General features: G+C 60.5%; 16 protein-coding genes. 11 read left to right on the top strand and 5 right to left on the bottom strand.

All coding sequences use genetic code 11. The features are described 5' to 3' along the window. Positions 1-77: 77 nt before the first annotated feature. Positions 78-872, bottom strand: coding sequence for a Uma2 family endonuclease (locus VBE63_RS04515; protein ID WP_323681804.1), 795 nt, complete (start codon positions 870-872; stop codon positions 78-80). A gap of 213 nt (positions 873-1,085) precedes the next feature. Between VBE63_RS04515 and brxF the strand changes: the two genes are divergently transcribed. The 8 genes from brxF to VBE63_RS04475 are packed head-to-tail and all read left to right on the top strand — an operon-like array spanning position 1,086 to position 14,407. After that, positions 1,086-1,607 carry a BREX-3 system P-loop-containing protein BrxF gene (gene brxF, locus VBE63_RS04510; protein WP_323681803.1) on the top strand — a complete coding sequence of 174 codons (522 nt, stop codon included), beginning with the start codon at positions 1,086-1,088 and terminating at the stop codon, positions 1,605-1,607. A gap of 20 nt (positions 1,608-1,627) precedes the next feature. Continuing rightward, entirely contained in the window at positions 1,628-5,404 is a 3,777-nt protein-coding gene (locus tag VBE63_RS04505; RefSeq protein ID WP_323681802.1) for a DUF6079 family protein, read from the top strand. Between the two features lie 7 nt (positions 5,405-5,411). Then, on the top strand, positions 5,412-6,932 hold the full coding sequence (locus tag VBE63_RS04500; protein ID WP_323681801.1) for a Fic family protein: 1,521 nt from the start codon (positions 5,412-5,414) through the stop codon (positions 6,930-6,932). Continuing rightward, the gene (locus VBE63_RS04495; protein ID WP_323681800.1) at positions 6,929-9,739 is read left to right on the top strand and encodes a DNA methyltransferase; all 2,811 of its coding nucleotides are present in this window, start codon (positions 6,929-6,931) and stop codon (positions 9,737-9,739) included. The genes VBE63_RS04500 and VBE63_RS04495 overlap by 4 nt, the downstream gene beginning before the upstream one ends. A gap of 7 nt (positions 9,740-9,746) precedes the next feature. Then, the gene (locus tag VBE63_RS04490; RefSeq protein ID WP_323681799.1) at positions 9,747-11,417 is read left to right on the top strand and encodes an AIPR family protein; all 1,671 of its coding nucleotides are present in this window, start codon (positions 9,747-9,749) and stop codon (positions 11,415-11,417) included. 8 nt (positions 11,418-11,425) lie between these two features. Then, a complete protein-coding gene (locus VBE63_RS04485; RefSeq protein WP_323681798.1) occupies positions 11,426-11,638 on the top strand; it encodes a hypothetical protein in 213 nt (70 codons plus the stop codon). After that, positions 11,631-13,643, top strand: coding sequence for a BREX-3 system phosphatase PglZ (pglZ, locus tag VBE63_RS04480; protein ID WP_323681797.1), 2,013 nt, complete (start codon positions 11,631-11,633; stop codon positions 13,641-13,643). The genes VBE63_RS04485 and pglZ overlap by 8 nt, the downstream gene beginning before the upstream one ends. Before the next feature lie 11 nt (positions 13,644-13,654). Further along, positions 13,655-14,407, top strand: a complete 753-nt coding sequence (locus tag VBE63_RS04475; protein WP_323681817.1) for a hypothetical protein — start codon at positions 13,655-13,657, stop codon at positions 14,405-14,407. Positions 14,408-14,566: 159 nt separating this feature from the next. Here VBE63_RS04475 and VBE63_RS04470 read toward each other — a convergent pair whose 3' ends face one another. Then, positions 14,567-16,306: a DEAD/DEAH box helicase gene (locus VBE63_RS04470; protein ID WP_323681796.1), complete on the bottom strand. Its 1,740-nt coding sequence runs from the start codon at positions 16,304-16,306 to the stop codon at positions 14,567-14,569. 345 nt (positions 16,307-16,651) lie between these two features. Then, complete coding sequence (locus VBE63_RS04465) at positions 16,652-18,487, bottom strand: DEAD/DEAH box helicase (protein WP_323681795.1); 1,836 nt, start codon at positions 18,485-18,487, stop codon at positions 16,652-16,654. Between the two features lie 155 nt (positions 18,488-18,642). On the opposite strand from VBE63_RS04465, the gene VBE63_RS04460 reads away from it, so the two are divergent. Further along, the gene (locus VBE63_RS04460) at positions 18,643-19,113 is read left to right on the top strand and encodes a YaiI/YqxD family protein (protein ID WP_323681794.1); all 471 of its coding nucleotides are present in this window, start codon (positions 18,643-18,645) and stop codon (positions 19,111-19,113) included. Between the two features lie 61 nt (positions 19,114-19,174). Here VBE63_RS04460 and VBE63_RS04455 read toward each other — a convergent pair whose 3' ends face one another. Together VBE63_RS04455 and VBE63_RS04450 are read right to left on the bottom strand one after the other, a co-directional pair. Then, on the bottom strand, positions 19,175-19,948 hold the full coding sequence (locus tag VBE63_RS04455) for a lysophospholipid acyltransferase family protein (protein WP_323681793.1): 774 nt from the start codon (positions 19,946-19,948) through the stop codon (positions 19,175-19,177). Positions 19,949-20,063: 115 nt separating this feature from the next. After that, entirely contained in the window at positions 20,064-22,271 is a 2,208-nt protein-coding gene (locus VBE63_RS04450; RefSeq protein ID WP_323681792.1) for a primosomal protein N', read from the bottom strand. A gap of 204 nt (positions 22,272-22,475) precedes the next feature. Here VBE63_RS04450 and VBE63_RS04445 point away from each other — a divergent pair, with 204 nt between their 5' ends. Further along, positions 22,476-23,072, top strand: a complete 597-nt coding sequence (locus VBE63_RS04445) for an HNH endonuclease (RefSeq protein WP_323681791.1) — start codon at positions 22,476-22,478, stop codon at positions 23,070-23,072. Positions 23,073-23,096: 24 nt separating this feature from the next. After that, positions 23,097-23,975: a fructosamine kinase family protein gene (locus VBE63_RS04440; RefSeq protein WP_323681790.1), complete on the top strand. Its 879-nt coding sequence runs from the start codon at positions 23,097-23,099 to the stop codon at positions 23,973-23,975. The last annotated feature ends 42 nt before the right edge of the window (positions 23,976-24,017 follow it).

Raw genomic sequence — 24,017 nt, 5'->3', positions numbered from 1 at the left:
ATCATCAGCGCGATGCCCGTCTCTTTAACCTGAATCTCACGTGATTCATGTTCCGGGGTGGCGCGGGGTCATTAGCGTTAGACCTCGAACAGCTCGGTCAGCGCATTCGCCCGCGCGGCAGCGCGAAGCCAGCGCTTGAGCTGCCCGTGGTCATGACAGGCTGCCAGTCGAGCCCGGGTCTCGTCATCGGGGGGCAAGCCACGGTCGGCCAGAAGATCAAGAATGGCCTCCACCAGACCCTGCTCAACGCCTTGCTCAAGACCAGCATTCAGACCCTCCGTGCGAACCGAGTCGATGCTGTCATAGCCAGCCCGCTGTAAGAGATTGCGCAGCATAGCGCGATGGCTGGCCTCGCGATCATAGAGCGCCTCGACCGGCACCGGGTTGCGCAGCAGCCCCGGGGCGCTGAGCAGATCGCCGGGACCGAGCACCTGTAACGGCTGGTTGCGCCGACGTACCTCGACGCGGCGCGGCCCAACCAGCCTCACCACCCAGATCTGCTGGGTGCCGTGCTCCAGCAGTTCAGCGATCTTGGCCTCCAACTCCTGCTCATCCTGTCCGACCCCGGCGTACTCAACCGCCAGCGGCGGCACCCCGGGAATCCAGCCGCGCTCAACACCGGCCGCGGCAATGGCGATATCCGGCGCTCGCAGGGTGCCGGATTCTGGCGAGAAGCCAGCGTCCACCCCAGCCCATTCGACATCTGGATCGGTGGCCAAGACCGCACCGCCAGCGAGATTGTGGCCAGCGTGATCACGGCCAGAGGGCGCACAGTAGATCGGATGCCCCTGGCTCAACTCGTAACGATCCCCCTCGCGCAACTGCTCGACGCGAAACGGTCCTCTTGGGTCTGGGCGGAGTTGGTTCGACATCGGTGGGTCTCCATCAAGACTGCGGTTTGCCGCGGCGCCATCCTGGTGCATGCGTGTCAACGCTGGCGGCTGGCCGCACTATAACGCCAGCGCCTTGGGCGAAGCGATCGTTTCAATAGCCGGTTGCAAGCGAGCATGATCCCAGCGGGTGCCCTGTTGGCGTATGATCCAGCGACGCCTTGCCGCGACCGAACCGATGAACAGGGAGTGGTTATGACCGGCCCCATCGAAGACCGATTACAACAATCGATAGAAGCCGCCTCGGGTCTCTATCATCGGCTCGTGCTGCTGGTTGGAAAGACAGGCACTGGCAAGACCGCTGTCCTTCACCGGATGGCCGCACACCGGGCGGTCCCGCTCGTCAATCTGAATCTCGTGCTGTCCGCTCAACTGCTCGAGCTGACTGCAAAGCAAAGGGCCTTGCGGCTCCCGCGCATCCTAGAGCAGCTGCTCGATGAGGCACTAGAGCAGACCATGAATCCAAGCCAGATCCAGCCGCTCATCATCCTTGACAATCTTGAGCTGCTGTTCGATCCGCAGCTGCGGCAAGATCCCTTGCGGCTGCTGCAAGGGCTGTCCAGGAACCGACGGATTCTGGCCTCCTGGAATGGCCGCTTCCAGGCTGGGCGACTTGATTATGCCGCGCCTGATCATCCTGAATACCGCTGTTACGACAGCGTCGATGCGCTCGTTGTCGGCATCGACGGTTGGGCAACGATCGACGCTGACAACTGAAATCACCCCAAGGAGCCAGCATGCGCTACGGAGACCTGATCCAGTTCGACCCTATCGAAACCGTGGTCCAGTTGCGCGACGCGGACAAGTCCAGCGCCGCCGCCCAACTCGTACGCAGCTACGTCATCTCCGACGAGATGGCCGAACGCTTGCGTCAACTCGTCTTCCCGCAACTGCAGTTCGACCAGCCAGTCGACAACAAAGGCCTGCTCGTCGTTGGGAACTACGGCACTGGTAAGTCGCATTTGATGTCGGTGCTCTCCAGTCTCGCCGCAGACGCATCCCTGACCCCAGGGCTGAAAAATGATGGTGTCCGCGATGCAGCCTCTCAGGTCGCAGGTCGGTTCAAGGTCATCCGTACCGAGATCGGCGCCACCACCATGTCCCTGCGCGACATCCTGGTGGCCGAACTGGAAGAGCATCTCGACAAACTCGGCGTGGAGTATGTGTTCCCTGAGGCGGGCACCATCACCAGCCACAAACGGGCCTTCGAAGACATGATGGCCAAGTTCGGCGAGGTCTTCCCCAAGCACGGCCTGCTGCTGGTGGTCGACGAGCTGCTCGACTACCTGCGGACCCGTAAGGATCAGGAGCTGATCCTTGACCTCAACTTTCTCCGCGAGGTCGGCGAGGTCTGCAAGGATCTGCGCTTCCGCTTCATGGCCGGTGTCCAGGAAGCGATTTTCGACAGCCCCCGCTTCGCCTTTGTCGCCGACAGCATCCGCCGGGTAAAGGACCGCTTCGAGCAGATCCTCATTGCCCGCAGCGACGTCAAATTCGTCGTCGCCGAGCGTCTGCTCAAAAAGACCGCCGAGCAGCAGGCCAAGATCCGCGACACCCTGATGCCCTTTGCCCAATACTATGGTGGGCTCAACGAGCGCATGGACGAGTTCGTCCGGCTCTTCCCGGTGCATCCCGATTACATCGACACCTTCGAGCGGGTCACCGTGGTGGAAAAGCGCGAGGTGCTCAAGACCCTGTCCAAGGCGATGCAAGCCATCCTCGACCAGGATCTGCCGTCGGACGCGCCTGGTCTGATCGCCTTCGACAGCTACTGGAACACGCTCAAGGACAATCCGTCCTTCCGCGCCATTCCCGAGATCCGGGCGGTCATTGATTGCAGCCAGGTGCTGGAATCCCGTGTCGAAAACGCCATCACCCGCAAGCAATACAAGCCGATGGCGCTGCGCCTGATCCATGCGCTGTCCGTCCATCGCCTCACCACCGGCGACATCGATGCCCCCATGGGCGCGTCCGCCGAAGAGCTGCGCGACCGCCTCTGCCTGTTCGATCCACTGATCGCCGAGCTGGGCAGCGACGAGCCCGACAAGGATCTGCAGACCCATGTGGAAACGGTCTTGCGCGAGATCCACAAAACGGTCAGCGGCCAATTCATCTCCTTCAATGCCGACAACCGCCAGTTCTATCTCGACCTGAAGAAGACCGACGATTTCGACGCACTGATCGACAAGCGGGCCGAAAGCCTGGGATCTGGCCAGCTCGACCGCTTCTACTACGAGGCGCTCAAGCGGGTCATGGAATGCCAGGACGCCACCTACGTCACCGGTTACAAGATCTGGCAGCACGAACTGGTCTGGCAGGAGCACAAGGCTGCCCGCACCGGCTACCTCTTTTTCGGCGCCCCCAACGAGCGCTCCACCGCCGTGCCGCAGCGGGATTTTTACCTCTACTTCATCCAGCCCAATGATCCGCCTCGCTTCAAGGACAGCAAGGAAGCGGACGAGGTGTTCTTCCGTTTGAAAGGCACCGACGAGGAGTTACAGACCGCGCTCAAGCGCTACGCGGCTGCCCTGGACCTTGCCGCCACCTCATCGGGCCACGCCAAGGCCACCTATGAATCGAAGGCTAACGGCTTCCTGAAGCAGTTGGTCCAGTGGCTGCAGAAACACATGATCGAGGGCTTTGAGGTCAGCTACCAGGGCCGAACCAAGTCCATGACCGAATGGGCCAAGGGCAAATCGATCCGCGACCTGTCCGGCCTGTCGCCCCACGAGACCATCAACTTCCGCGACCTGGTCAACACCATCGCCGGTCTCTGCCTGGCCCCGAACTTCGAGAACCAGGCCCCGGACTATCCGGTCTTCTCGGTCCTGATCACCGGCGGCAATCGCGCCCAGGCTGCGCAGGACGCACTGAGAGCCATCGCCGGCCAGAAACCGACCAAGCAGGCGACGGCCGTTCTCGACGGCCTGGAGCTGCTCGATCCCGGCGTGAACGGGCCGAAGATCGACCCCTCCAAATCGAAGTACACCCAATTCATCCTCGATGCCATTAAGGCCAAGGGCCACGGCCAGGTAGTCAACCGCAGCGAGATCATCCAGGACGACCACGGGCTGGAATACATGAACCCGGGCGGTTCGCATCTGGAACCCGAATGGGTGACTGTCCTGTTGGCGGCGCTGGTCTACTCCGGCGACATCGTGCTCGCGATCCCAGGCAAGAAATTCGACGCCACCGGCCTGCAACAGCTTGCCGCGACCGGCATGGACGAACTGGTCCGCTTCAAACATCTGGAGCAGCCCAAGGACTGGAACCTGCCCGCGCTCAAGGCATTGTTTGAGTTGCTCGGCCCCTATGGAACAACGCCGGGCATGGCCCAGCTCGTCACCCAGGGCAAGGACGAGCCGGTGCAAAACCTGCAGCAGGCGGTGGGCAAGATCGTCAAGCGCATCGTCATGACCCAGCAGACCCTGCGCGAGGGGCTCTCATTCTGGGGCCTGGACTTGTTAGGGGCGAGTGGCGAAGGGCGAGGGGCGAGAGCGGAAACACTCCAGAACGCAAAGGGATTTTTTGAAAGCCTGCAAGCGTATTCCTCGCCGGGCAAGCTGAAGAATTTTCGCTACAGCGCCGACGAGGTGCTGGCGCATGAAAAGGCGCTGCAGATACTTGAGAGGGTGGACGCCCTGCGCGAGTTGGTCCTAGAGCAGGGTCCGATCACATCCTGGTTGACCACCGCGGAAGGCATCCTGCCGCTTGACCATCCCTGGATCGACCGGTTGAAGACCACCCAGCAAGCAGTGTTGGACGCCGTCAAGGAATTCAGTGGCTTGCCTCTGCCCATTCCTTCATCGATGAATCCACTGTCGGGGACCAGCACCAAGCTCAAAGCCCTCAAGCAAGAGTACGTGGTCGCCTACATCGGCCTGCACACCAAGGCCCGGCTGGGCGTGAACGACGACAAGCGCAAGGCCAGCCTGCTCAACGACCAGCGGCTGCAAACCCTGCTCAAACTCGCCGGTATCGACCTGATGCCCCGGCAGCAGCTCACCGAGTATCAGAATCGCCTGGCCGGGCTGAAGAGCTGCTTCGCCCTGACCGAGCAAAACCTCGACGCCTCGCCCATCTGCCCGCATTGCGGGTTCCGGCCTTCGGTGGAAACCGGCGCCGCGGCAGGCGCGCAGATGATCGAGCAGATGGACGCCCAGCTCGACGCCATGGTGGCGGCCTGGACCTCCACCCTCCTCAGCAACTTGGAGGACCCGATCACCCAGGCCAACATGGACCTGTTGAAGATCGACGACCGCGAACCGCTGGAAGCCTTTATCCAGTCGAAGGAACTGCCGGTGCCGCTGGACAGCAACATTGTCTACGCCTTGAAGGAAGTGTTCTCCGGTCTGGTCAAGGTCACCGTTAAGGCTTCGGCGCTGCAACAGGCCCTGCGGGTCACCGACGGCCCGGCCACCCCGGCGGAGATGAAGAAACGCTTTGAGGCGTACATCGATCAGCTCACCAAGGGCAAGGACCCGGCCAAGGTGCGGATCGTCATGGAGGGGTGAGCCACAAATGAACACGAAGGAACACCAATTGAAAGCATTGATTGCCAAAGGCGAAGGGCTCGACATCGAGTTCAAGGCCTGCCGCGACCAGTTGCCCAAGTCGGTCTATGAAACCCTGTGCGCATTTCTGAACCGGCACGGTGGCGCCTTGCTTCTCGGTGTCCTGGATGACGGCGTTATTCAGGGCATCGAGCCCGATGCGGTAGCACAAATCCGGAAAGACTTCGTCACGGCCATCAACAATCCACAGAAAATATCGCCGCCCACCTATCTGGCGGTGGATGAAATCAGGGTTGGCGGCAAACCACTGCTCCACATCTATGTGCCGGAAAGCTCGCAGGTGCATCGCTGTAATGGTCGCATTTACGACCGCAACGAAGACGGCGATTTCGACATCACCGACAACACGGCGCTTGTTGCTGCCCTGTATCAGCGCAAGCAGGCCACCTACAGCGAGAACCGGATTTTCCCTCACCTTGGGCTTGATGATCTGGATCGAGACCTGATCGCCAAATGCCGCAAGATTGCGACCATCCGCTGGGAAGATCACCCATGGAAAGATCTGGATGATCTGGAACTGCTCAAAAGTGCACAACTCCACCAAACAAGCCCGGACTCTGGCGCAAGCGGCATAACCCTGGCAGGAATCCTGCTGCTGGGAAAACAATTGCCGCTTTTAAATACGCTCCCCTATCACCGTACCGACCTTATCCTGCGCAAGGTGAATCTGGATCGTTACGACGACCGGGATTTCGTCGATGTCAATCTGGTAGAAAGCTACGAACGCATGATGGCTTTCATCCATAAACACCTACCCGATCCTTTCTACCTGGAAGGCACGATGAGTATCAGCATTCGCGACGCGATCTTCCGAGAGGTCGCGTCCAATCTTCTCATTCATCGGGAATACACCAACGCCTTCCCTGCCAAACTCATCATTGAATACGGCCAGGTTCGCACCGAGAACAGCAGCCGTCCCCACGGCTTTGGGCGGCTCGATCCCGAGACCTTCACGCCATTTCCCAAGAACCCGGTGATTGCCAAGTTCTTCCGGCAGATCGGTCGCGCCGACGAACTTGGTTCCGGCATGCGTAAAATGATGAAGTACAGCCGAGCCTATGGAGGCGCCGACCCGGAATTGATTGAGGGAGATGTGTTCAGAATCCTTATCAAGGTGCCTGAGTTCAGCGAGAAGAAAGCATCCGAAACCCGGAAGGTACCCGGCAAGCACCCAGCAAGTACCGGACAAGTCACAGGGCAAGTCACCGGACAAGTCACAGGACAAGTCACAGGACAAGTCACAGGGCAAGTTATCAACCTGCTTAAAGTGACCCAGGGGGAACAGAGCCGGAATGCATTGATGGAATCCATGGGGCTTAAAGGCAGAGACAATTTCGAAAAGCTCTATCTTCGTCCCGCTCTGGAGGCTGAACTTCTGGAAATGACCATTCCCGATAAACCAAATAGTCGACTGCAAAAATATCGCCTGACGGAGAAGGGGAAAGCTATTGTGGAGAATCAACAATGACAACACAGGATCTCTTTAGCGAAGAGCTAGGTCAGCAGCAGAAGCCCTCCGGCCCCGTGACTTGTCTCGGCATGACGTTCGAGAACGACGAGACCCGCTGTGCCCATTTCACCGAGGAACTGCGCAAGAAGCTGAAGGACCCGGAGTTCCGCAAGATCGAAGGCTTTCCCATCGGCAGTGACGAGGACATCCTTGCCTTAAGCGATCCGCCATACTACACCGCCTGCCCGAATCCGTGGATAGCCGATTTCATCGCCGAGTGGGAGGCGAAGAAGCCGGAGCAGCCTGAGGGCTACCAATATCACCGTGAGCCTTTTGCGGCCGATGTAAGCGAGGGGAAGAACGACCCGATTTACAACGCGCACTCCTACCACACCAAGGTGCCGCACAAGGCCATCATGCGTTACATCCTCCACTACACGCAGCCGGGGGACATTGTGTTCGACGGCTTTTGTGGAACCGGCATGACGGGAGTGGCTGCACAGATGTGTGGCGACCGCGAAGTGGTCATGTCTCTCGGCTATCAAGTGAAGTCGGATGGAACCATTTTGCAGGAAGAGATTGGTGAAGATGGTAAAAAGGTTTGGCGGCCGTTTTCAAAACTGGGCTCTCGTAAGGCTGTACTGAACGACCTTTCACCAGCGGCAACATTCATTGCCTACAATTACAACACGCCTGTCGATGTGGCAGCATTTGAGAAAGAGGCCAAACGCATTCTCAAAGAGGTCGAGAAAGAATGCGGATGGATGTATGAGACACTTCACACGGATGGGAAAACCAAAGGAAAGATTAACTATACCGTTTGGTCTGATGTATTTACTTGCCCAGAGTGCGCGGGCGAAGTGATTTTTTGGGATGAAGCGGTCGATCGAAGTGATGGTAAGGTGATGGACAGCTTTCCGTGCCCACATTGTGAAGCGACTCTAAACAAAAAATCGATGGAACGATCATGGGTTTCATCATATGACAAATATATTAGTTCAACAATAAAGCAGGCGCAGCAGGTGCCTGTTCTTCTTAACTACTCTGTTGGCACAAAGACTTATGAAAAAAAGCCAGATACGTCCGACCTGAATACCCTAAGCAAAATTAATGACATTCATCTGCCATCCTGGATTCCTACTTATGAACTACCTAATGGCTACAATACTGCACAGCCGATCAGATCCCATGGTTTCACACATGTGCATCACTTCTATGACAAAAGGTCGTTAAGGTGGGCTTCTGATTTATTCGGCAAGTCTGGTCAAGCAAAATCAATACTCTTAATCCCGTTTTCATTATTGAATACAGTCACTAAGCTTTACAGGTATGTTGTTAAGAAACCAGATTACAAAGGGCAAGGAGGTGGTTTGTTGACGGGAACTCTATATGTTCCGTCGCTGATTAGGGGTCTGAGCGTTGCTTCATCTTTTAAGCGGTCAATATCAAGAATATCCAGGATTTTTTATGGGACGGGCGCATTTAGCGCCAATAGTAGATTGATTACCTGCCAAGCATCTCAAGCGGTGGCACTGCCATCTTGTTCTGTTGATTACTTATTTCTAGACCCTCCCTTCGGTGCAAACTTAAATTATTCGGAGCTGAATTACATATGGGAGTCATGGCTAAAAGTTAGAACAAACATTGAAAAAGAAGCCATCGAAAATAAGGTTCAAGGCAAGGGGACAGATGAATATCGAAAGCTAATGATAGAGTGTTTTGCCGAGGCCCATAGAATACTTAAGCCAGGCCACTGGATGACCGTTGAGTTTTCTAATACGAAAGCATCTGTCTGGAACAGCATTCAAACCGCTCTCACTGAAGCTGGTTTTATTGTGGCTAATGTGTCAGCCCTCGATAAAAAACAAGGTAGCTTCAAGGCTGTGACCACCCCAACAGCCGTCAAGCAAGATCTCGTCATCTCAGCTTACAAACCCAATGGCGGCTTTGAAGAGCGCTTCCAGAAAGAGGCGCAAACCGAAGAAGGTGTTTGGGATTTTGTTCGCACCCACTTGAAGTATCTGCCGGTCACGAAACAACAGGGAACCTTGCTGCAATTCGTCCCGGAACGTGATCCGCGCATCCTGTTCGACCAGATGGTGGCTTACTACGTTCGCAAGGGCTACCCAGTTCCCATCTCCAGCCAGGAGTTCCAGATCGGGCTTTCGCAGCGTTTCATCGAGCGTGACGGAATGTTTTTCCTGCCGGACCAGGTGGCCGAATACGACCGTAAGAAGATGACCTCGGGCGAACTCAAGCAGATGTCCATGTTCGTTTCCGACGAAGCATCCGCCATTCAGTGGCTCCGCCAGCTCATCAGGGAAAAGCCGCAGACCTTCTCCGACATCAACCCGCAGTTCATGCAGCAACTGGGCGGCTGGAGCAAGAACGAGGCCCAGCTCGACCTGCGCGAACTGCTGAACCAGAACTTCCTCTGCTACGACGGCAAAGGCCAGGTGCCCGAGCAGATCCACACCTACCTCTCCACCAACTGGAAAGAACTGCGCAACCTTCCCAAGGATGATCCGGCGCTGGTCACCAAAGCCCGCGACCGCTGGTACGTGCCCGATCCCAACAAGGCAGGCGACCTTGAGAAATTGCGCGAGAAGGCGCTGCTCAAGGAGTTCGAGGAATACAAAGAGGTCAAGAAGAAGCTCAAGGTCTTCCGCCTGGAAGCTGTACGCGTCGGATTCAAGAAAGCCTGGCAGGAGCGCGACTACGCCGTCATCGTCGCCGTGGCGGACAAGATCCCCAACAACGTCCTGGAAGAAGATCCCAAGCTGCTCATGTGGTACGACCAGGCCGTCACCCGGCTGGGAGGTTGAGCCAACGATGGACATCAATGCCAGTATTATTGATCAGCAACTGACTGGGCTGTTGGAGAAGCATTCCGACTGGCTTCCGGCAGGAGATCCAAACAAGAAACGCTCAGCCGCCTTTGTCTTGCTGTGCATCGCTAATTGTCTCGATATTCCGTTGGAAGAGGCGGTTGATCTGCTAACTGAGGGTGGAAATGATGCCGGAGTCGATGGTTTAGACATTGGCGAGGTTGAGGACGGCGAATTTCTGGTGACCCTGTTTCAAGGAAAATACAAGATCAACAACCTCGATGGTGCAGCCAACTTCCCTGAGAACGGCGTCCAGAAGGCGGTCAACACGGTCCAGACACTGTTTGACCCAGCCAAGGAGATCGACCTCAATCCCTTGCTGAAACCGAAGGTCGAGGAAATTCGCTCTCTGGTGCGGGATGGGTATATCCCGAATGTTCGAGTGGTGTTGTGTAATAACGGCGCAAAATGGACGGAACAGGCGCAACGCTGGATTGACCAGTCGGGGCTGCCCGAGAAGCAGACGCTTTGGATACATTTCAACCATAACTCAATCGTTGAGATTCTGCGCAGAGCAAAGACCGTTAATGACACGCTCAGGTTGGTGGGCGACGCGGTGTTTGAAAATTTTAACTTTCGCCGTGTGGTGATCGGTAAGGTTCAGGTTTCTGAAATTGCCGAGCTGTTTAACCGACATCATGATCAACTGCTGCAACGTAACATTCGGCGCTACTTGGGGTTGAACGAGAACCGAGTCAACGCAGATATCCACCGCACGCTAGCTGATCCAACGAGTCGCGAAAACTTCTATTTTTTCAACAACGGCATCACGATCATCTGCAAAAGTTTTCGTCACAATGCGCTACAGGGTGCGAACTATCAATTAAAATTGGAGAACATGCAGGTGATTAACGGTGGGCAGACTTGCAAGACCATCCAGCAGACGCTGAGCTCACCTGATTTGCTGGCTGATTTTGAGCATACTTATGTCATGGTGCGGGTTTACGAGCTGGCTGATGATGATCAGGGTTTCGTGACCGATATTACCTATGCAACGAATAGCCAGAATCCGGTCGATCTGCGTGACCTTCGCTCGAATGACGAGATACAAAAGAACCTGGAGTTGGGAATCAAGGATCTGGGGTTTGCTTACAAGCGCCAGCGTGAAGAAGGCGGTGGCGGTTCAAATGTGATTACTAGTTCGATTGCCGCTGAGGCAACCCTTGCGGTCTGGAGGCAGAGACCGCATCAAGCCAAATTTCGACGTAAGGAGCATTTTGGCAAGCTTTATGATCTTATTTTCCAAAATCTCAATGCCGCTCAGGCAATCCTTGCCGTCCTGATTTTTCGTGAAGTCGAAAACGAACGTAAGCGACCTTCAGATGTGGCTCCACCGTTATTCATGCCCTATGCATCCCACTATCTTTCAATGCTCATTGGCACAGCTTTACTTGATGATGAAGGGCTTCGTCTGGAGGACGTGACCCATCGTCACTTTACGCAACTTCAGGAGCGGCTTAGGAATCATGCGGCACAGTATCACACTCAAGCTGTGGCGAAAGTGACCGAAGCGCTGACGCAATGCTATGGAAAGCGAGACATTTCATTGCAGCAGCTCTCTGCAACCTTCCGGCGTGGCGATCTTCTTGAAATGCTTGGTGTTGACGGGGCTTGAGCTTGGAAGTGCTCTGGCACTACAGCAGCCTTCATAACTGCGCCTGCAAGGTCATCGAAGAACAGACCCTGTGGGGGCAGACGGTGTGCCGCGTCTGGTTGCCGAACCAGGACGCAGTGGTGCGCGTACCCCGTTCCGCCTTGCGGTCGCTAAGTGCCGACCTGCTGCCGGAGATTAGGCCCTTGCTATTGCTGCGCATTCTGCCTGCTGAAGATGGCTAGTTGGCGCGACCGCATTCTCGATGCCTTCGTGCCCCAGGTCAGCAAGCTGACGCTGGTGGCCGATCCGGACTGCTTGCTGACCGAGGAGCGCCTGGCGCTGGCGCTGCGCGAGCGCGGCTTCGAGCTGATCGAATTCGATGATCCGGTGGCCTTTCGCTACGCCTACGAGTCCAGCTATCGCGCACGCTGGGATCAGGGGGTACAGACTGATCTGGTGGTGATCCTCCGGTTGCAAGATGCCGAGTTCGAGCGCCTGCCCTACGATCTGCTGCAGGCCGGGCGGCCCCTGTCCTTCAATCTCGGCGAGCTGTTTCCGCGGCTGAGCTACCCGGTGATCGAGACGCTGGATCGCAGTCTACTGGATGCGCTCTATGCGGCTCAGGCCAGTGCGAGTCCGGATGATCGGCTGGGTGACAACGCGACCAAGGATTTCATCCTGCGGCATCTGTTCGGCGTCGCCGCGGAGCTGATCTGCAACGATGTCGACCTGCTGCGGGCGTTGCTCCGCTTGCACGACGGCCAGCGGGTGCTTTCCGCAACCCTGGCTCAGCGCTTGATTCAGTTGCTCGAGACGCGGACCGATTTCGAGTCGTGGCCACTTGCTGAGATCGTGCCGGATGCCGAGGCCTTCTTCGCCTTCCTGCAAGAGCGCTGGCCGGCCTTTCTGCGACAGCACGCCACGGCGGATCGCGTGCAAGATGCAGCGAGCACATCGCAACCGCCGGAAACCGGCTTCAGCTACGCTGGACCGACACTGCTGCCGTTCGACCATCAGGACATCCGTGTCTATATCGATGACCTCTTCCTGGAAGGGCGGTTGGCACCGGTCGCAGTCCAGGGCGCCCGTGTGGCGGCCGGCTCTTGGATGCGCAGCGGGATCATCAGGCCGGAAGCAGACGATGAGGCGGTCCGAATTGCTAGGCTCTTTGAACGCCTTGAGCGGGCACTCCCAGCGCCGGATTGGCGCCACGGAGATTGGACCGCCTGCGCGCTGAAGTGGGCGGAGCTGGCAGCCAAGGTCTACGGCGGTCAGCGCAGCGCGGATCAGGTTCGACTTGGTGCACTGAGCGAAGCGCTGAACATGGTCTTCGGTCAGTGGCTCCGGCAGCACTACGCCAGTCTGATCAATCTGCCGCCGACTCAGCCGGTGATGCTGCACCATGTGGCGCGGCATCTAGCGCGCCGACTCGAGGACGCGGACACCCAGCGGCTGGCGCTGATCCTGGTCGATGGTCTGGCGCTGGATCAATGGGTGAGCATCCGGCAGATCCTGCAGCAGCAGGACGCCGGCCTACTGACACGCGAAGCAGCGGTCTTCGCCTGGATTCCCACCCTGACATCGGTCTCCCGACAGGCGCTGTTCGCCGGCAAGCCGCCACTGTATTTCCCCGCCTCCATCCAATCGACGCATCGCGAGGAGGCGCTCTGGAAGCAATTCTGGGAGAGCCACGGGCTGTCGCGGCTGGACGTGGCCTATCAACGGTCGCTTCGCGATGGCGACCCGGCGCAGGTGCTCGACGCGCTGGTCCATCCAGGCAAGACTCGCGTGTTGGGGCTGGTCGTGGACAAGGTCGACAAGATCATGCACGGCATGCAGCTCGGTGCCGCGGGGATGCACAGTCAGATCAAACAATGGTGCCACGGAGGGTTCCTAACCAGCCTGGTCGGCAAACTGCTGGCTGACGGCTACGAGGTCTGGCTGACGGCCGATCATGGCAACATCGAATGCGACGGCAAAGGCCGACCGTCTGAAGGTGTGATTGCCGAGACTCGCGGCGAGCGGGTTCGTGTCTATCCCACGCCGGAACTCCGCGCTCAGGTGGCTGATGCCTTCCCATTTGCTCGCGAGTGGCAGCCGGTCGGATTGCCCGCGGGCTATTTCCCCCTGGTGGCCGGTGGCCACGACGCATTCGTGGAGCCGGGAGATGCCATTGTCGGTCACGGCGGGGTCGCCATCGAAGAAGTCATCGTGCCCCTGGTGAAGTTTGAAAGGAGGGCGGGGTGATGGGCGGCTCGATCAGGAGCCGGCACGAAGCCATTGGCATCAAGCAGGCGATCCGTTTCGAGTGGATGCAGAAAGCAGCCAACCTGCTGCTGGCGGGACTCGACGCTAAAACCATTCGCCAGGAGCTGCATGAGTTCCTCGCGGACCGAAAAGGCAACGGCTCCGACGGGGAACGCAGTGATCAGACCCGGACCTTTGTGGTCAACAACCTGATGAAGATCTGGGTCTCTCCTGACCCCGAGTTGTGTCCCTTCCGGGATGCCTCGCTGGCGTTTCTGCGGGAAACCCCGTCCATGGCTATGGCAGTCCACTGGGGGATGATCTCGGCAGTCTATCCATTCTGGTTCAACCTGGCCCGACAGACCGGCCGTCTGCTGGCCTTGCAGGATCAGGTGACCCAGACCCAGATCATCAACCGCCTGAAGGAACAGTACGGTGACCGGCAAACCCTGAGTCGCTACGCGAAATTTGTCATCCGCTCCTTTGTCGCCTGGGGAGCCCTGAAGGATTCTGAGGCCAAGGGCTGCTACGAGAAAGCCGCCCCGGTGAGCATTGCCGAGCCAAACCTGGCCATCCTGATGTTCGAGTCCGCACTCCTGGCTACGCCGGAGGCCAAGGGCACATTGGGACTGCTCCTGAACAACCCGGCGTTCTTCCCATTCCAGCTCCCTGTGATGACCGGTGATTGTGTCTCCCGTTGCTGCGACCGGATCGACGTGGTTCGCTATGGACTGGACGATGAGCTGTTGACGTTGAAAGCATAGCGACACAAGGCAAAGTTCAGCGATGCGGGCTATATCGAGATCATGAATCGCGGCACGGAGCTGCCGTAAAGTGGGCCCATGTCAGCCGAGACTGCCTCAGTGCCATTGCCGGCTCGGAGGCGTGACTCGGGTACTGCGGCTGGTCTCGGCTGAACTGCTCTAGTCGTCGCGACCACCGAGCAGCGCAGCGGTCTCCTGTGAGCGGCCCCGTCGCGGATGACGGTGGTTGCTCGGGCGGCTGGTGTCAGCGCCTTGGCGGCGGCCGTGGCCGCGTTTGGCGGCGGCGGAGCCGGGCCTTGGTGGAGTGCCAGCGCTGTCTCTGGTTGTGTCCGCTGCTCGCTGAGCCGTCTGCCCCGTCTGAACGCCCGCTGAGCGACGGCCGGCTTGGCCGTCAGCCCGGTGATGATTGCCGTTGGTCGCGCCGCGACCACCGTCGCTCGCTACGCTGCGGCCGCCTTGGCTGCGACGCTCATCGGCCCTGCCGTTGCCGTTGCCGTTGCCGGCACCCGCGCGGCGCGGTCGTTGTCCTGGGGCTGCGGCGGTGTTACGACCCTCTCCGCGACGGCCGCCGGCTGGCGACGGACGTGGCCCACTGCGACCATTCTTGATCGGCTCCGCCGGGATGCTGGGGTCGGGATCATAGCCGGGCTGGATGATCTTCGGCACCTCGCGCTTGAGCAGGCGTTCGATGTCGCGTAGCAGCCGGTGCTCGTCGACACAGACCAGCGAGACGGCCTGGCCCTCGCGTCCGGCACGGCCGGTGCGGCCGATGCGATGCACATAGTCCTCGGGCACATTCGGCAGCTCGTAGTTGACCACATGCGGGAGCTGGTCGATATCGAGCCCGCGCGCGGCGATGTCGGTGGCGACTAAGACGCGGACATCACCGCTCTTGAAGCCAGCAAGCGCGCGGGTGCGCGCACCCTGGCTCTTGTTGCCATGGATCGCGGCGGCGCTGAGGCCATCGGTCTCGAGCTGCTCGGCAAGCCGGTTGGCGCCATGCTTGGTGCGGGTGAAGACCAGCACCTGGCGCCAGTCGTTGGCGCCGATCATGTGACTGAGCAGCTCGCGTTTGCGATGCCGATCGACCGGATAGACGACCTGGTTGATGCGCTCGGCGGTGGTGTTGCGCGGCGCGGCCTCGATCAACTCGGGGTTGTTCAGCAGCCGCTCGGCGAGGCGCTTGATGTCGTCGGAGAAGGTGGCCGAGAACAGCAGGTTCTGGCGCGCATGATTCGGCGGCAGCAGTGCCAGCACCTTCTTGATGTCGTGGATGAAGCCCATGTCGAGCATGCGGTCGGCTTCGTCCAGGATCAGGGTCTCGACCTGGGAGAGATCGACTGTGCCCTGGCCGGCATGGTCGAGCAACCGGCCCGGCGTGGCGACGAGGATGTCGACGCCGCGGCGCAGTTGGTCGATCTGCGGGTTGATCTTGACCCCGCCGAAGATCACCGTCGAGCGCAGCGGCAGATATTGGCCGTAGGTCTGGATGCTCTCCTGGACCTGGGCCGCGAGTTCGCGGGTTGGGGTCAGCACCAGCGCGCGAATCGGGCGGTTGGTCGCGGCGGCGCGGCCATGGGACGGTCCGGCGGTCTGCCTAGCAGGTTGTTTGCCCGCTTGGCCGTGCGGCCGTCCGCTGGCTGCTCGCTGCGTTGCTCCGTCGGCGACCACGCCTTCGGCGCTGGTGCTGTGGCGCGAGGTGCCCGTGCTCAGCCGCTGCAGCAGCGGCAGGGTAAAGCCTGCGGTCTTGCCGGTGCCGGTTTGCGCCGCGGCCATCACATCGCCACCGCTGAGGATGGTCGGAATGGCCTTGGTTTGAATCGGGGTGGGTTGGGTGTAGCCCTGCTCGCGAACCGCGCGCAGAAGCTCGGCCGAGAGGCCAAGGTTGTCAAATGACATCGGGGTTTCTAACTCCAGATGGGCCCTCCCGTCCTCAATGAGGCGGGAGCCGGTCCGGGCTGGATTGTGGGGTGCCAGTGTGGCGATGCTTGCGGGTCAGCGAGTCGCCCTGCTCAGGGCGGTGATCCATGGTATGACGCCAATTAACGAGCGTCATGACCTTGAGAGCAATGGCCATCGGACGATGGGCCCCAGGGTGATAGCGGGGCGGTCGTCTCGAGATGAGCAGGGAAAGCAGCGAACGGCCCAAGCGAGTTTTCGGCAACCGCGGCTGTCATGGAACAGCTGGTTGCGAGCGGTGCCGACCGGTCCAGGCACCCGAAGCCGCTAAGTCTAACCCAAAACCTAGTCTGATGATCTGTTTTTCTTTCCAGGCCGCTTTGAGGGACGGCCGCGATCGGCCCCGGGTGGACCTGAGCGACTGGTCCTTGGTCGCTGCGGACCACCTGGCCCGCGGCCAGCCTCTGCGTCATCATCAGCGGGGCCGTTGCCCTCAGCCGGGGCGTTCGGGTCAAGCCGAGCGATCGCCAGCGGCCGGCCGCAGACGCGGACCTTGCGCAGGTCCTGCAGCAGTTCGCGCGGCATGCCGGTGGGCAGGTCGACCAGGCTGAACTCGTCATGGATGTCGATGCGGCCGATATGCTGGGCATCCAGGCCCGCCTCGTTGGCGATGGCGCCAACGATGTTGCCGGGCTTGACCCCGTTGCGATGACCAACGGCGATGCGGAAGCGCTCCATGCCCTGATCCGGCTGCGATGGCGGTCGGCGTTGCTGACGTGGCTGGTACCGATCAGCGTCATCGCGGCGCGGACCACGACCGCGCTCGGGACGTTCCTCGGAGCGCTCAGGGCGCTTCGGTGCGGTCAGCAGCAGTGGCTGATCGCCGATCGAGAGCTTGGCGAGGGCGGCGGCAATCTCGACCGCAGGGACGTCATGTTCTTCCTGATACTGCTCGATCAGTCCTTGCATGAAGCTGAGTTCGCCGGCTGCTAGGGTGTCGGTGATGCGCTGCTTGAAGTCGGCGATGCGCTTGTTATTGACGGTCTCAGTCGAGGGTAGCGTCAGCGGCTCGATGCGCTGGCGCGTCGCGCGCTCGATGGCGGCGAGCATGCGCCGCTCGCGCGGGGCGACGAACAGGATCGCCTCACCGGCACGGCCGGCGCGACCGGTGCGGCCGATGCGGTGGATGTAGGCCTCGGTGTCGTAGGGGATGTCGTAGTTGACGACATGGCTGATGCGCTCGACATCAAGCCCGCGCGCGGCGACGTCAGTGGCAACCAGGATATCGAGCGCGCCGCTGCGCAGCTGATCCACCATCTGCTCGCGCTGTTGCTGCGGCATGTCGCCGTTGAGCGCGGAGGCGGCCCAGCCACGGGCGCTGAGACGAGCGGCCAGCTCGGTGGTCGCGGTCTTGGTGCGCACGAACAGCAGCAGCCCTTCGAACGGCTCCACCTCGAGGATGCGGGTGAGGGCATCGAGCTTATGCATGCCGCTGACCAGCCAATAGCGCTGGCGGATGGTCTCGGCAGTTGCGGTCGCCGCCTTGATGCTGATCGACTGCGGATCATTCAGGTGGCGTTGGGCGATGCGCTGGATCTGGCTCGGCAGGGTGGCCGAGAACAGCGCAATCTGGCGTTGCGGCGGCGTCTGCTCCAGAATCCACTCGACGTCGTCGATGAAGCCCATGCGCAGCATTTCATCGGCCTCGTCGAGCACCAACGCCTGCAACGTATCGAGTCGCAAGGTACCCTTACGCATGTGGTCCATGATGCGCCCCGGGGTTCCGACCACCAGGTGCACGCCGCGTTTGAGCTGGCGGATCTGTCCGCCATAGTCAGAGCCGCCATAGATTGGCAGCACATTGAAGCCGCCGAGCGCGCTGGCATAGCGTTGACATGCCTCGGCGACCTGTAAGGCCAGCTCGCGGGTGGGTGTCAGCACCAGCACCTGGGGCGTGCGCTGGGCGAGATCGATGCGCGCGAGTAGCGGCAGCGCGAAGGCCGCGGTCTTGCCGGTGCCGGTGGGCGCGTGGCCGAGCAGGTCACGGCCGGCGAGCAGGTGCGGGATGGTCGCGGCTTGGATCGGCGAGGGCGTCTCGTAGCCAACGCTGTCGAGCGCGGTCAATAGGGCGGGCGGCAGCCCAAGCTCGGCGAAGCTCGGGGTGGATGAAGCGTCTGACATGTGGCAGGGCCTAAGGGCGGGAAGAGGAAGGCAGGTCGACGGGCGCATCGGCGCCACGCATGGGGCCTGCAAGTCGAATCAGCCCAACAGTGTAGCGCAGCTTGGCTGCCGAGCTTGTAACAATCGTCACGGGGTTGCTGTGGCGGGGAGAGCACATGCAGATCTGGGTTGATGCCGACGCCACGCCGAATCCGGTCAAGGTCATCCTTTATCGGGCTGCGGAGCGCGTGGATCTGCCGTTGACGCTGGTCGCTAACCAGCCGCTGCAGGTGCCGTCGCTGGCGCGGATCAAGGCGGTGCGGGTGGGCGCCGGCTTTGATGTGGCCGATGACTATATCGTCCAGCATGCGCGCGCCGGCGATCTGGTTATTACTGCGGACATTCCGCTGGCAGCGGAACTCGTCGCGAAGGGCTGTCAGGTCTTGAGTCCGCGCGGCGAGCTGTTTACGACGGAAACGGTGCGTCAGCGTCTCAATATGCGCGACTTTCTCGACACCATGCGCGCCAGCGGTCTAGATACCGGTGGGCCACCGGCCTATAGCCAGGCAGACCGCCAAGCCTTCGCCAACGCGCTCGATCGCATTCTGGCGCGGGCGAAGCCTGATGAGCCTGATGCCTCGCGATGAGGCTATTCAGGCTGTCGCCTATCGCGTTCAGCTGCGCCATGCTGACCATCGGGCGCGGATCTCAATCCGCGGCAACGGCGCGCAGCTCTCCCGGATAATGCTGGCGAATCCAGGCCTCGACCTCAGCCGAGATCTGCTTCGGCGACTTGCCCTCGGTTGCAATGGGCTTGCCGATGCGCAGTCTGATGGTCCCGGGCAGGCGCAGCAAGGAGCGGCTGGGCCAGCAGTCGCCGCTGTTGTGGGACATCGGTAAGACCTCGACTCCCGCGCGCGCCGCGAGCATCGCGCCGCCGAGGTTGAATTGGCCGATGGTGCCGGGCGATTGACGGGTTCCCTCCGGATAGATGACGACGCTGATTCCCTCCCGCAGCCGTTCTTGGCCGACGCGCAACAGCGTTTTGAGCGCCTGCGAGCCTTTCGAGCGGTCGATCGCGATCGGTCGCAACAGGATGAGCGCCCAGCCGAAGAACGGCACCCATAGGAGCTCGCGCTTGAGGATGGTGGCCTGTGGTGAGACAAGGATCTGGAGATAAAAGGTCTCCCACTGGCTCTGGTGGTTACTCATGACCACGACAGGCCGTCCCCTCGGGATGTTCTCCAGCCCTTCGACCCCGATGCTGACAGCATTCAGCCGCTGCAAGAGCGACATGGTGGCCCTTGACCAGAGATTGACGAACCAATAGCGCTGCTCGAAGGTTTGAAAAGGGGCCACGCTAAGCGAGATCAGGCTGTGGACGATGCCCATGAGGTTGTAGAGGCCGAAGAACAACAGGCTTAGGAGCCAGGTCTTGATGCTGATCGGGGGCGAGGCATTGGGGGACGAAGCGGTGGGCATCTGGTCCAACTGAGATCGGTGGTGGATGCTCGATTATCCCCTGGCATCTCGTCCGCTGAAAGGGCGATGCGTCCTGAGCTAAGCCACCCGGCCGCCGATTCGCTGTCGGCAGGGTTCACAGGCTCTCTTGCGGGTCGATGTCGATGCTCCAGCGCAACCTGCGATGGCCTTCATGGGCTCGGAGCGCGGGGAGCAACCGATCGATCAGCGCGTGCAGCGGTCCACGCTGGCTGCACTGCAACAGTAGCTGGGCACGGAAGCGACCGGCTCGGCGCTCCATGCTCGCCGGTGCCGGCCCCCAGAGCTCGACTGGTCCAGGCTCGAGCGCTAAGGCGAGCGCCCGCGCGTCGCGGAGAAAATCGAATCCGAGCTGCTCGGTGCGGCTATCGGCGCGCAGCAAGGCTTGGAAGCTGAACGGGGGCAGTCGAGCCTCGGCACGCTCGTTCAGTGCCGCGGCAGCGAAGGAGGAATAACCTTGCCGCAGCAGCCGGATCAGCAGTGGATGATCGGGATGCCGCGTCTGCACCAGTACAGTGCCCGGTCGCTCGGCACGCCCGGCACGCCCGGCCACCTGGATCAAGAGCTGCGCCATGCGCTCGGTAGCGCGAAAGTCACTGCCATACAGCCCGTGGTCGAGGTCCAGAATACCGACTAGAGTCACGCCGGGCAGGTGATGGCCCTTGGCCAGCATCTGGGTGCCGAGCAGGATCGGATAGGCGCCATCCCGTGCTGCGGCCAGCAGGCGTTCCAGTTCGCCTTTGCGGCGCGTATTGTCGCGATCGATCCTGGCCAAGGGGATGCCGGGGAAGCGTTGCCTTAGGCTGTCCTCGACGCGCTCGGTGCCTTGCCCGAGTGGCCGCAGATCGGGCGATTCGCAGTAGGGACATTGCACCGGCAGCGGACGCTGATCCCCACAGTGGTGGCAGATCAACTGGCCATGGCCTCGGTGCAGCGTCATGCGCGCATCGCAGTGCTGGCAGACGCTGATCCAGCCGCAGTCATGGCAGGTCAAGACCGGTGCGAAGCCGCGCCGATTGAGGAATAACAGCACCTGATTGCCGGCCTCGATCACCTCGGCCATGCGCGTCAACAAGGCGTGCGAGAGGCCGGTGATCAAGGGCTGAGCGCGGATATCGGCGAGCAGGAAGCGCGGTGCCTGCGCGCCACCCGCCCGGCGGTGCAGTTGCAGGTGCTGATAACGCCCGCGCTCAGCATTGCGCAGGGTCTCGAGCGATGGCGTTGCCGAGCCCAGCAGCACGGGGCATTGACTCATTTGGCCGCGGCGCACCGCAAGGTCGCGGGCCGAGTAGCGGAATCCATCCTGCTGCTTGAGCGAGACATCGTGCTCTTCGTCGACAATCACCAGGCCAAGCTCGGGCAGTGGGGTGAAGATGGCAGAGCGGGTACCGAGCACCAGGCGCGCTTGGCCGCAGGCGGCACGTCGCCAAGCGATCTCGCGCTCGCGCTCGGCGAGCCCGGAGTGCAGCACCACAGACTCGGCACTGATGCGGTGCGAGAAACGTTCGGCGAGCTGCGGCGTCAGGCCAATCTCAGGGACCAAGACTAGGATCTGCTGTCCCCGCTCGAGGGTGCTATTGATCAGCCGGATATAGACCTCGGTCTTACCGCTGCCGGTGACGCCATCGAGCAGAAAGCAGTTGAAGCCGCTGGCTTGGTTAAGGGTCTCAACTGCGCGCTGCTGTTCGTCGTTGAGCCTTGGGATCAGCATCGAGTCTGCGGCTGGATCGGGTCGTGCTGGTCCATCGGTGGGCTTCGATACCGGGCATCGCTCAATCAGGCCTTTTGCCTCCAGGGCCTTGAGTGCGGCTCGGCAATCGCCGAGCTGGCCACGCAGAGCAGCATCGTCGAGTCCCAAGGGGCGGGTCAGCAAGGCCGCCAGTGTTGCGGCTTGGCGTGGTGCGCGCGAGAGCTGTTGCAAGCGGCCGTTATCGCTCGCTGCTGTCGGTCGCCAGCCCTTGAGCGCTTGCTCGCTGCTCGGGACTGGGCGGCGCAGACGAGAGGGGAGGGCGCTGAACAGGGCCTCCCCGGGCGGGCAGCGATAGTAGTCGGCTGCCCATCGGATCAAAGCGAGATCGGCGGCCGAGAGCAATGGCGCTTGGTCAAGACAGCGTTCGATGGGCTTGAGCCGATCCGGAGCGATCGCTGACTCACTCCGGCAGCCGACGATGATCCCAACCCGGCGGCTCCGACCAAAAGGAACGACGACGCGCTGTCCGATGTCGTAGTCGCTGACATCCGGCGGGGGGAGATAGTCGAAGACCTCGGGCAGTGGTGCCGCAACGGCCACTTGAACGATTGCCAAGACAGGTTCTCTAGCAGCGCTCATCGCGCAGTGCTAGGCGCAGTGCTAGCCCGGAAGATGAATGGCGTGTCATTCACGATGAAGACATGACGCTTGGTTGATGGCTTGTCCGATAGCTTGCCCGAGATCGCTGAGCGTGTATTATTGCCGCGACGATCTGGTCGCTGTCGAATCCTTATCGATCCCGAGCGCGGTTTCCGAGCTATGTTGTCACTGAGCCAACAGATCCTGCGTACTGATCTTGCCGGTATGCCACTGGAGTGGATCGACTACAAGGCCGCCGCTCGACTCTATTTTCTCGGGCAGGTAGCCTATTCTTGCGGCAACCCGATGATCTTGCTACGCGGTGGCATCAACGCGCTCACGCGCCTGCGAAGCGAGCTGCAGATCCATTCGATCATCGCGACCCAGGGCACGCATCACGGACCGACCAAGTTCGCTGAGGATTATGTGCCGCCGTTGTCGAATCGGACCCTCTTCCAGCGGGACGACCACCTCTGTCTTTACTGCGGTGGACGGTTCTCGGCAAGCTACCTCTCGCGCGACCATGTGCGGCCAGTCAGCAAGGGTGGTCAGGATGATTGGAGCAACGTCGTCACGGCCTGTATTCGGTGCAATAACTACAAGGCCGGCCGCACCCCTGAAGATGCGGGGATGCAGCTACTGGCCGTGCCGTTTGCGCCGACCCATGTCGAATATATTTATCTCATGGGCCGTCACGTGCTGGCCGATCAGATGGCCTTCCTGCGCGCGCATTTTCCTCGCACCAGCCCATTGCTTCGCCGCTTGAGCGATGGCTGATCAACGCGAGCAGGTGCGCGTCTGATGACGGATTGGCAGGCCATCGTCGAGCAGATCAACGCCGTTTCAGGCCGTCAGTTGCAGCCAGGACGACCTCAGACCATCGGTGGCGGCTGTATCAATCAGGCCGTCGTTCTTGGCGAGGGAGATCAGCGCGTCTTCATCAAGCTGAATCGTGCTGATTTGCTGGCGATGTTTGAGGCGGAGGCTGCAGGCTTGGCTGAGATGGCTTCCACCCAGAGTCTTCGGGTGCCCGAGCCGCTTTGTACTGGCGTGCAGCGCGGCCAAGCGTTTATCGCGATGGAGTACATCGCGCTTGGCGGGCGGCGGGGCGATGCTGTTGCCGCTGGACGGCAGCTCGCCGAGATGCATCGAGCGACCCGGCCTCGCTTCGGTTGGGACCGAGACAATACTATCGGCTCAACGCCCCAGCTCAATACTGAGCGCGACGATTGGGTTGCGTTCTGGTCCGACCAGCGGCTGGGTTTCCAACTGAAGCTCGCGGCTCAGAATGGCTACGGGGGGCGTCTGCAACAGCGTGGCGAGCACTTGCGCCAAGGGCTTGCGGCACTGCTCGAACAGGCTCCGCCGGCGTCGCTCCTGCATGGCGACTTATGGGGCGGAAATATCGGCTACACAGCGAATGGAGAGCCGGTGATCTTTGATCCGGCTTGCTACTACGGTGATCGTGAGGCGGATCTGGCGATGACCGAGCTGTTTGGGGGCTTCGGCGGGGCGTTTCGGGCTGCTTATGAAGAGGCTTGGCCCTTGAGCCCCGGCTATTCGGTTCGCAAGCAGCTCTACAACCTGTATCACATCCTTAACCATCTAAACCTCTTTGGCGGAGGCTATCTCAGCCAGGCCGAGAGCATGATCGAGCGACTCTTGGCTGAGCTTGGCTGATCTTGGCTTGGCTTGGCTTGGCTTGGCTTGGCTTGGCTTGAG

The organism is Lamprobacter sp., from assembly GCF_034860625.1.
In the GTDB taxonomy this organism is placed as follows: domain Bacteria; phylum Pseudomonadota; class Gammaproteobacteria; order Chromatiales; family Chromatiaceae; genus Lamprobacter.
This window is presented reverse-complemented; position numbering and strand designations above follow the sequence as displayed.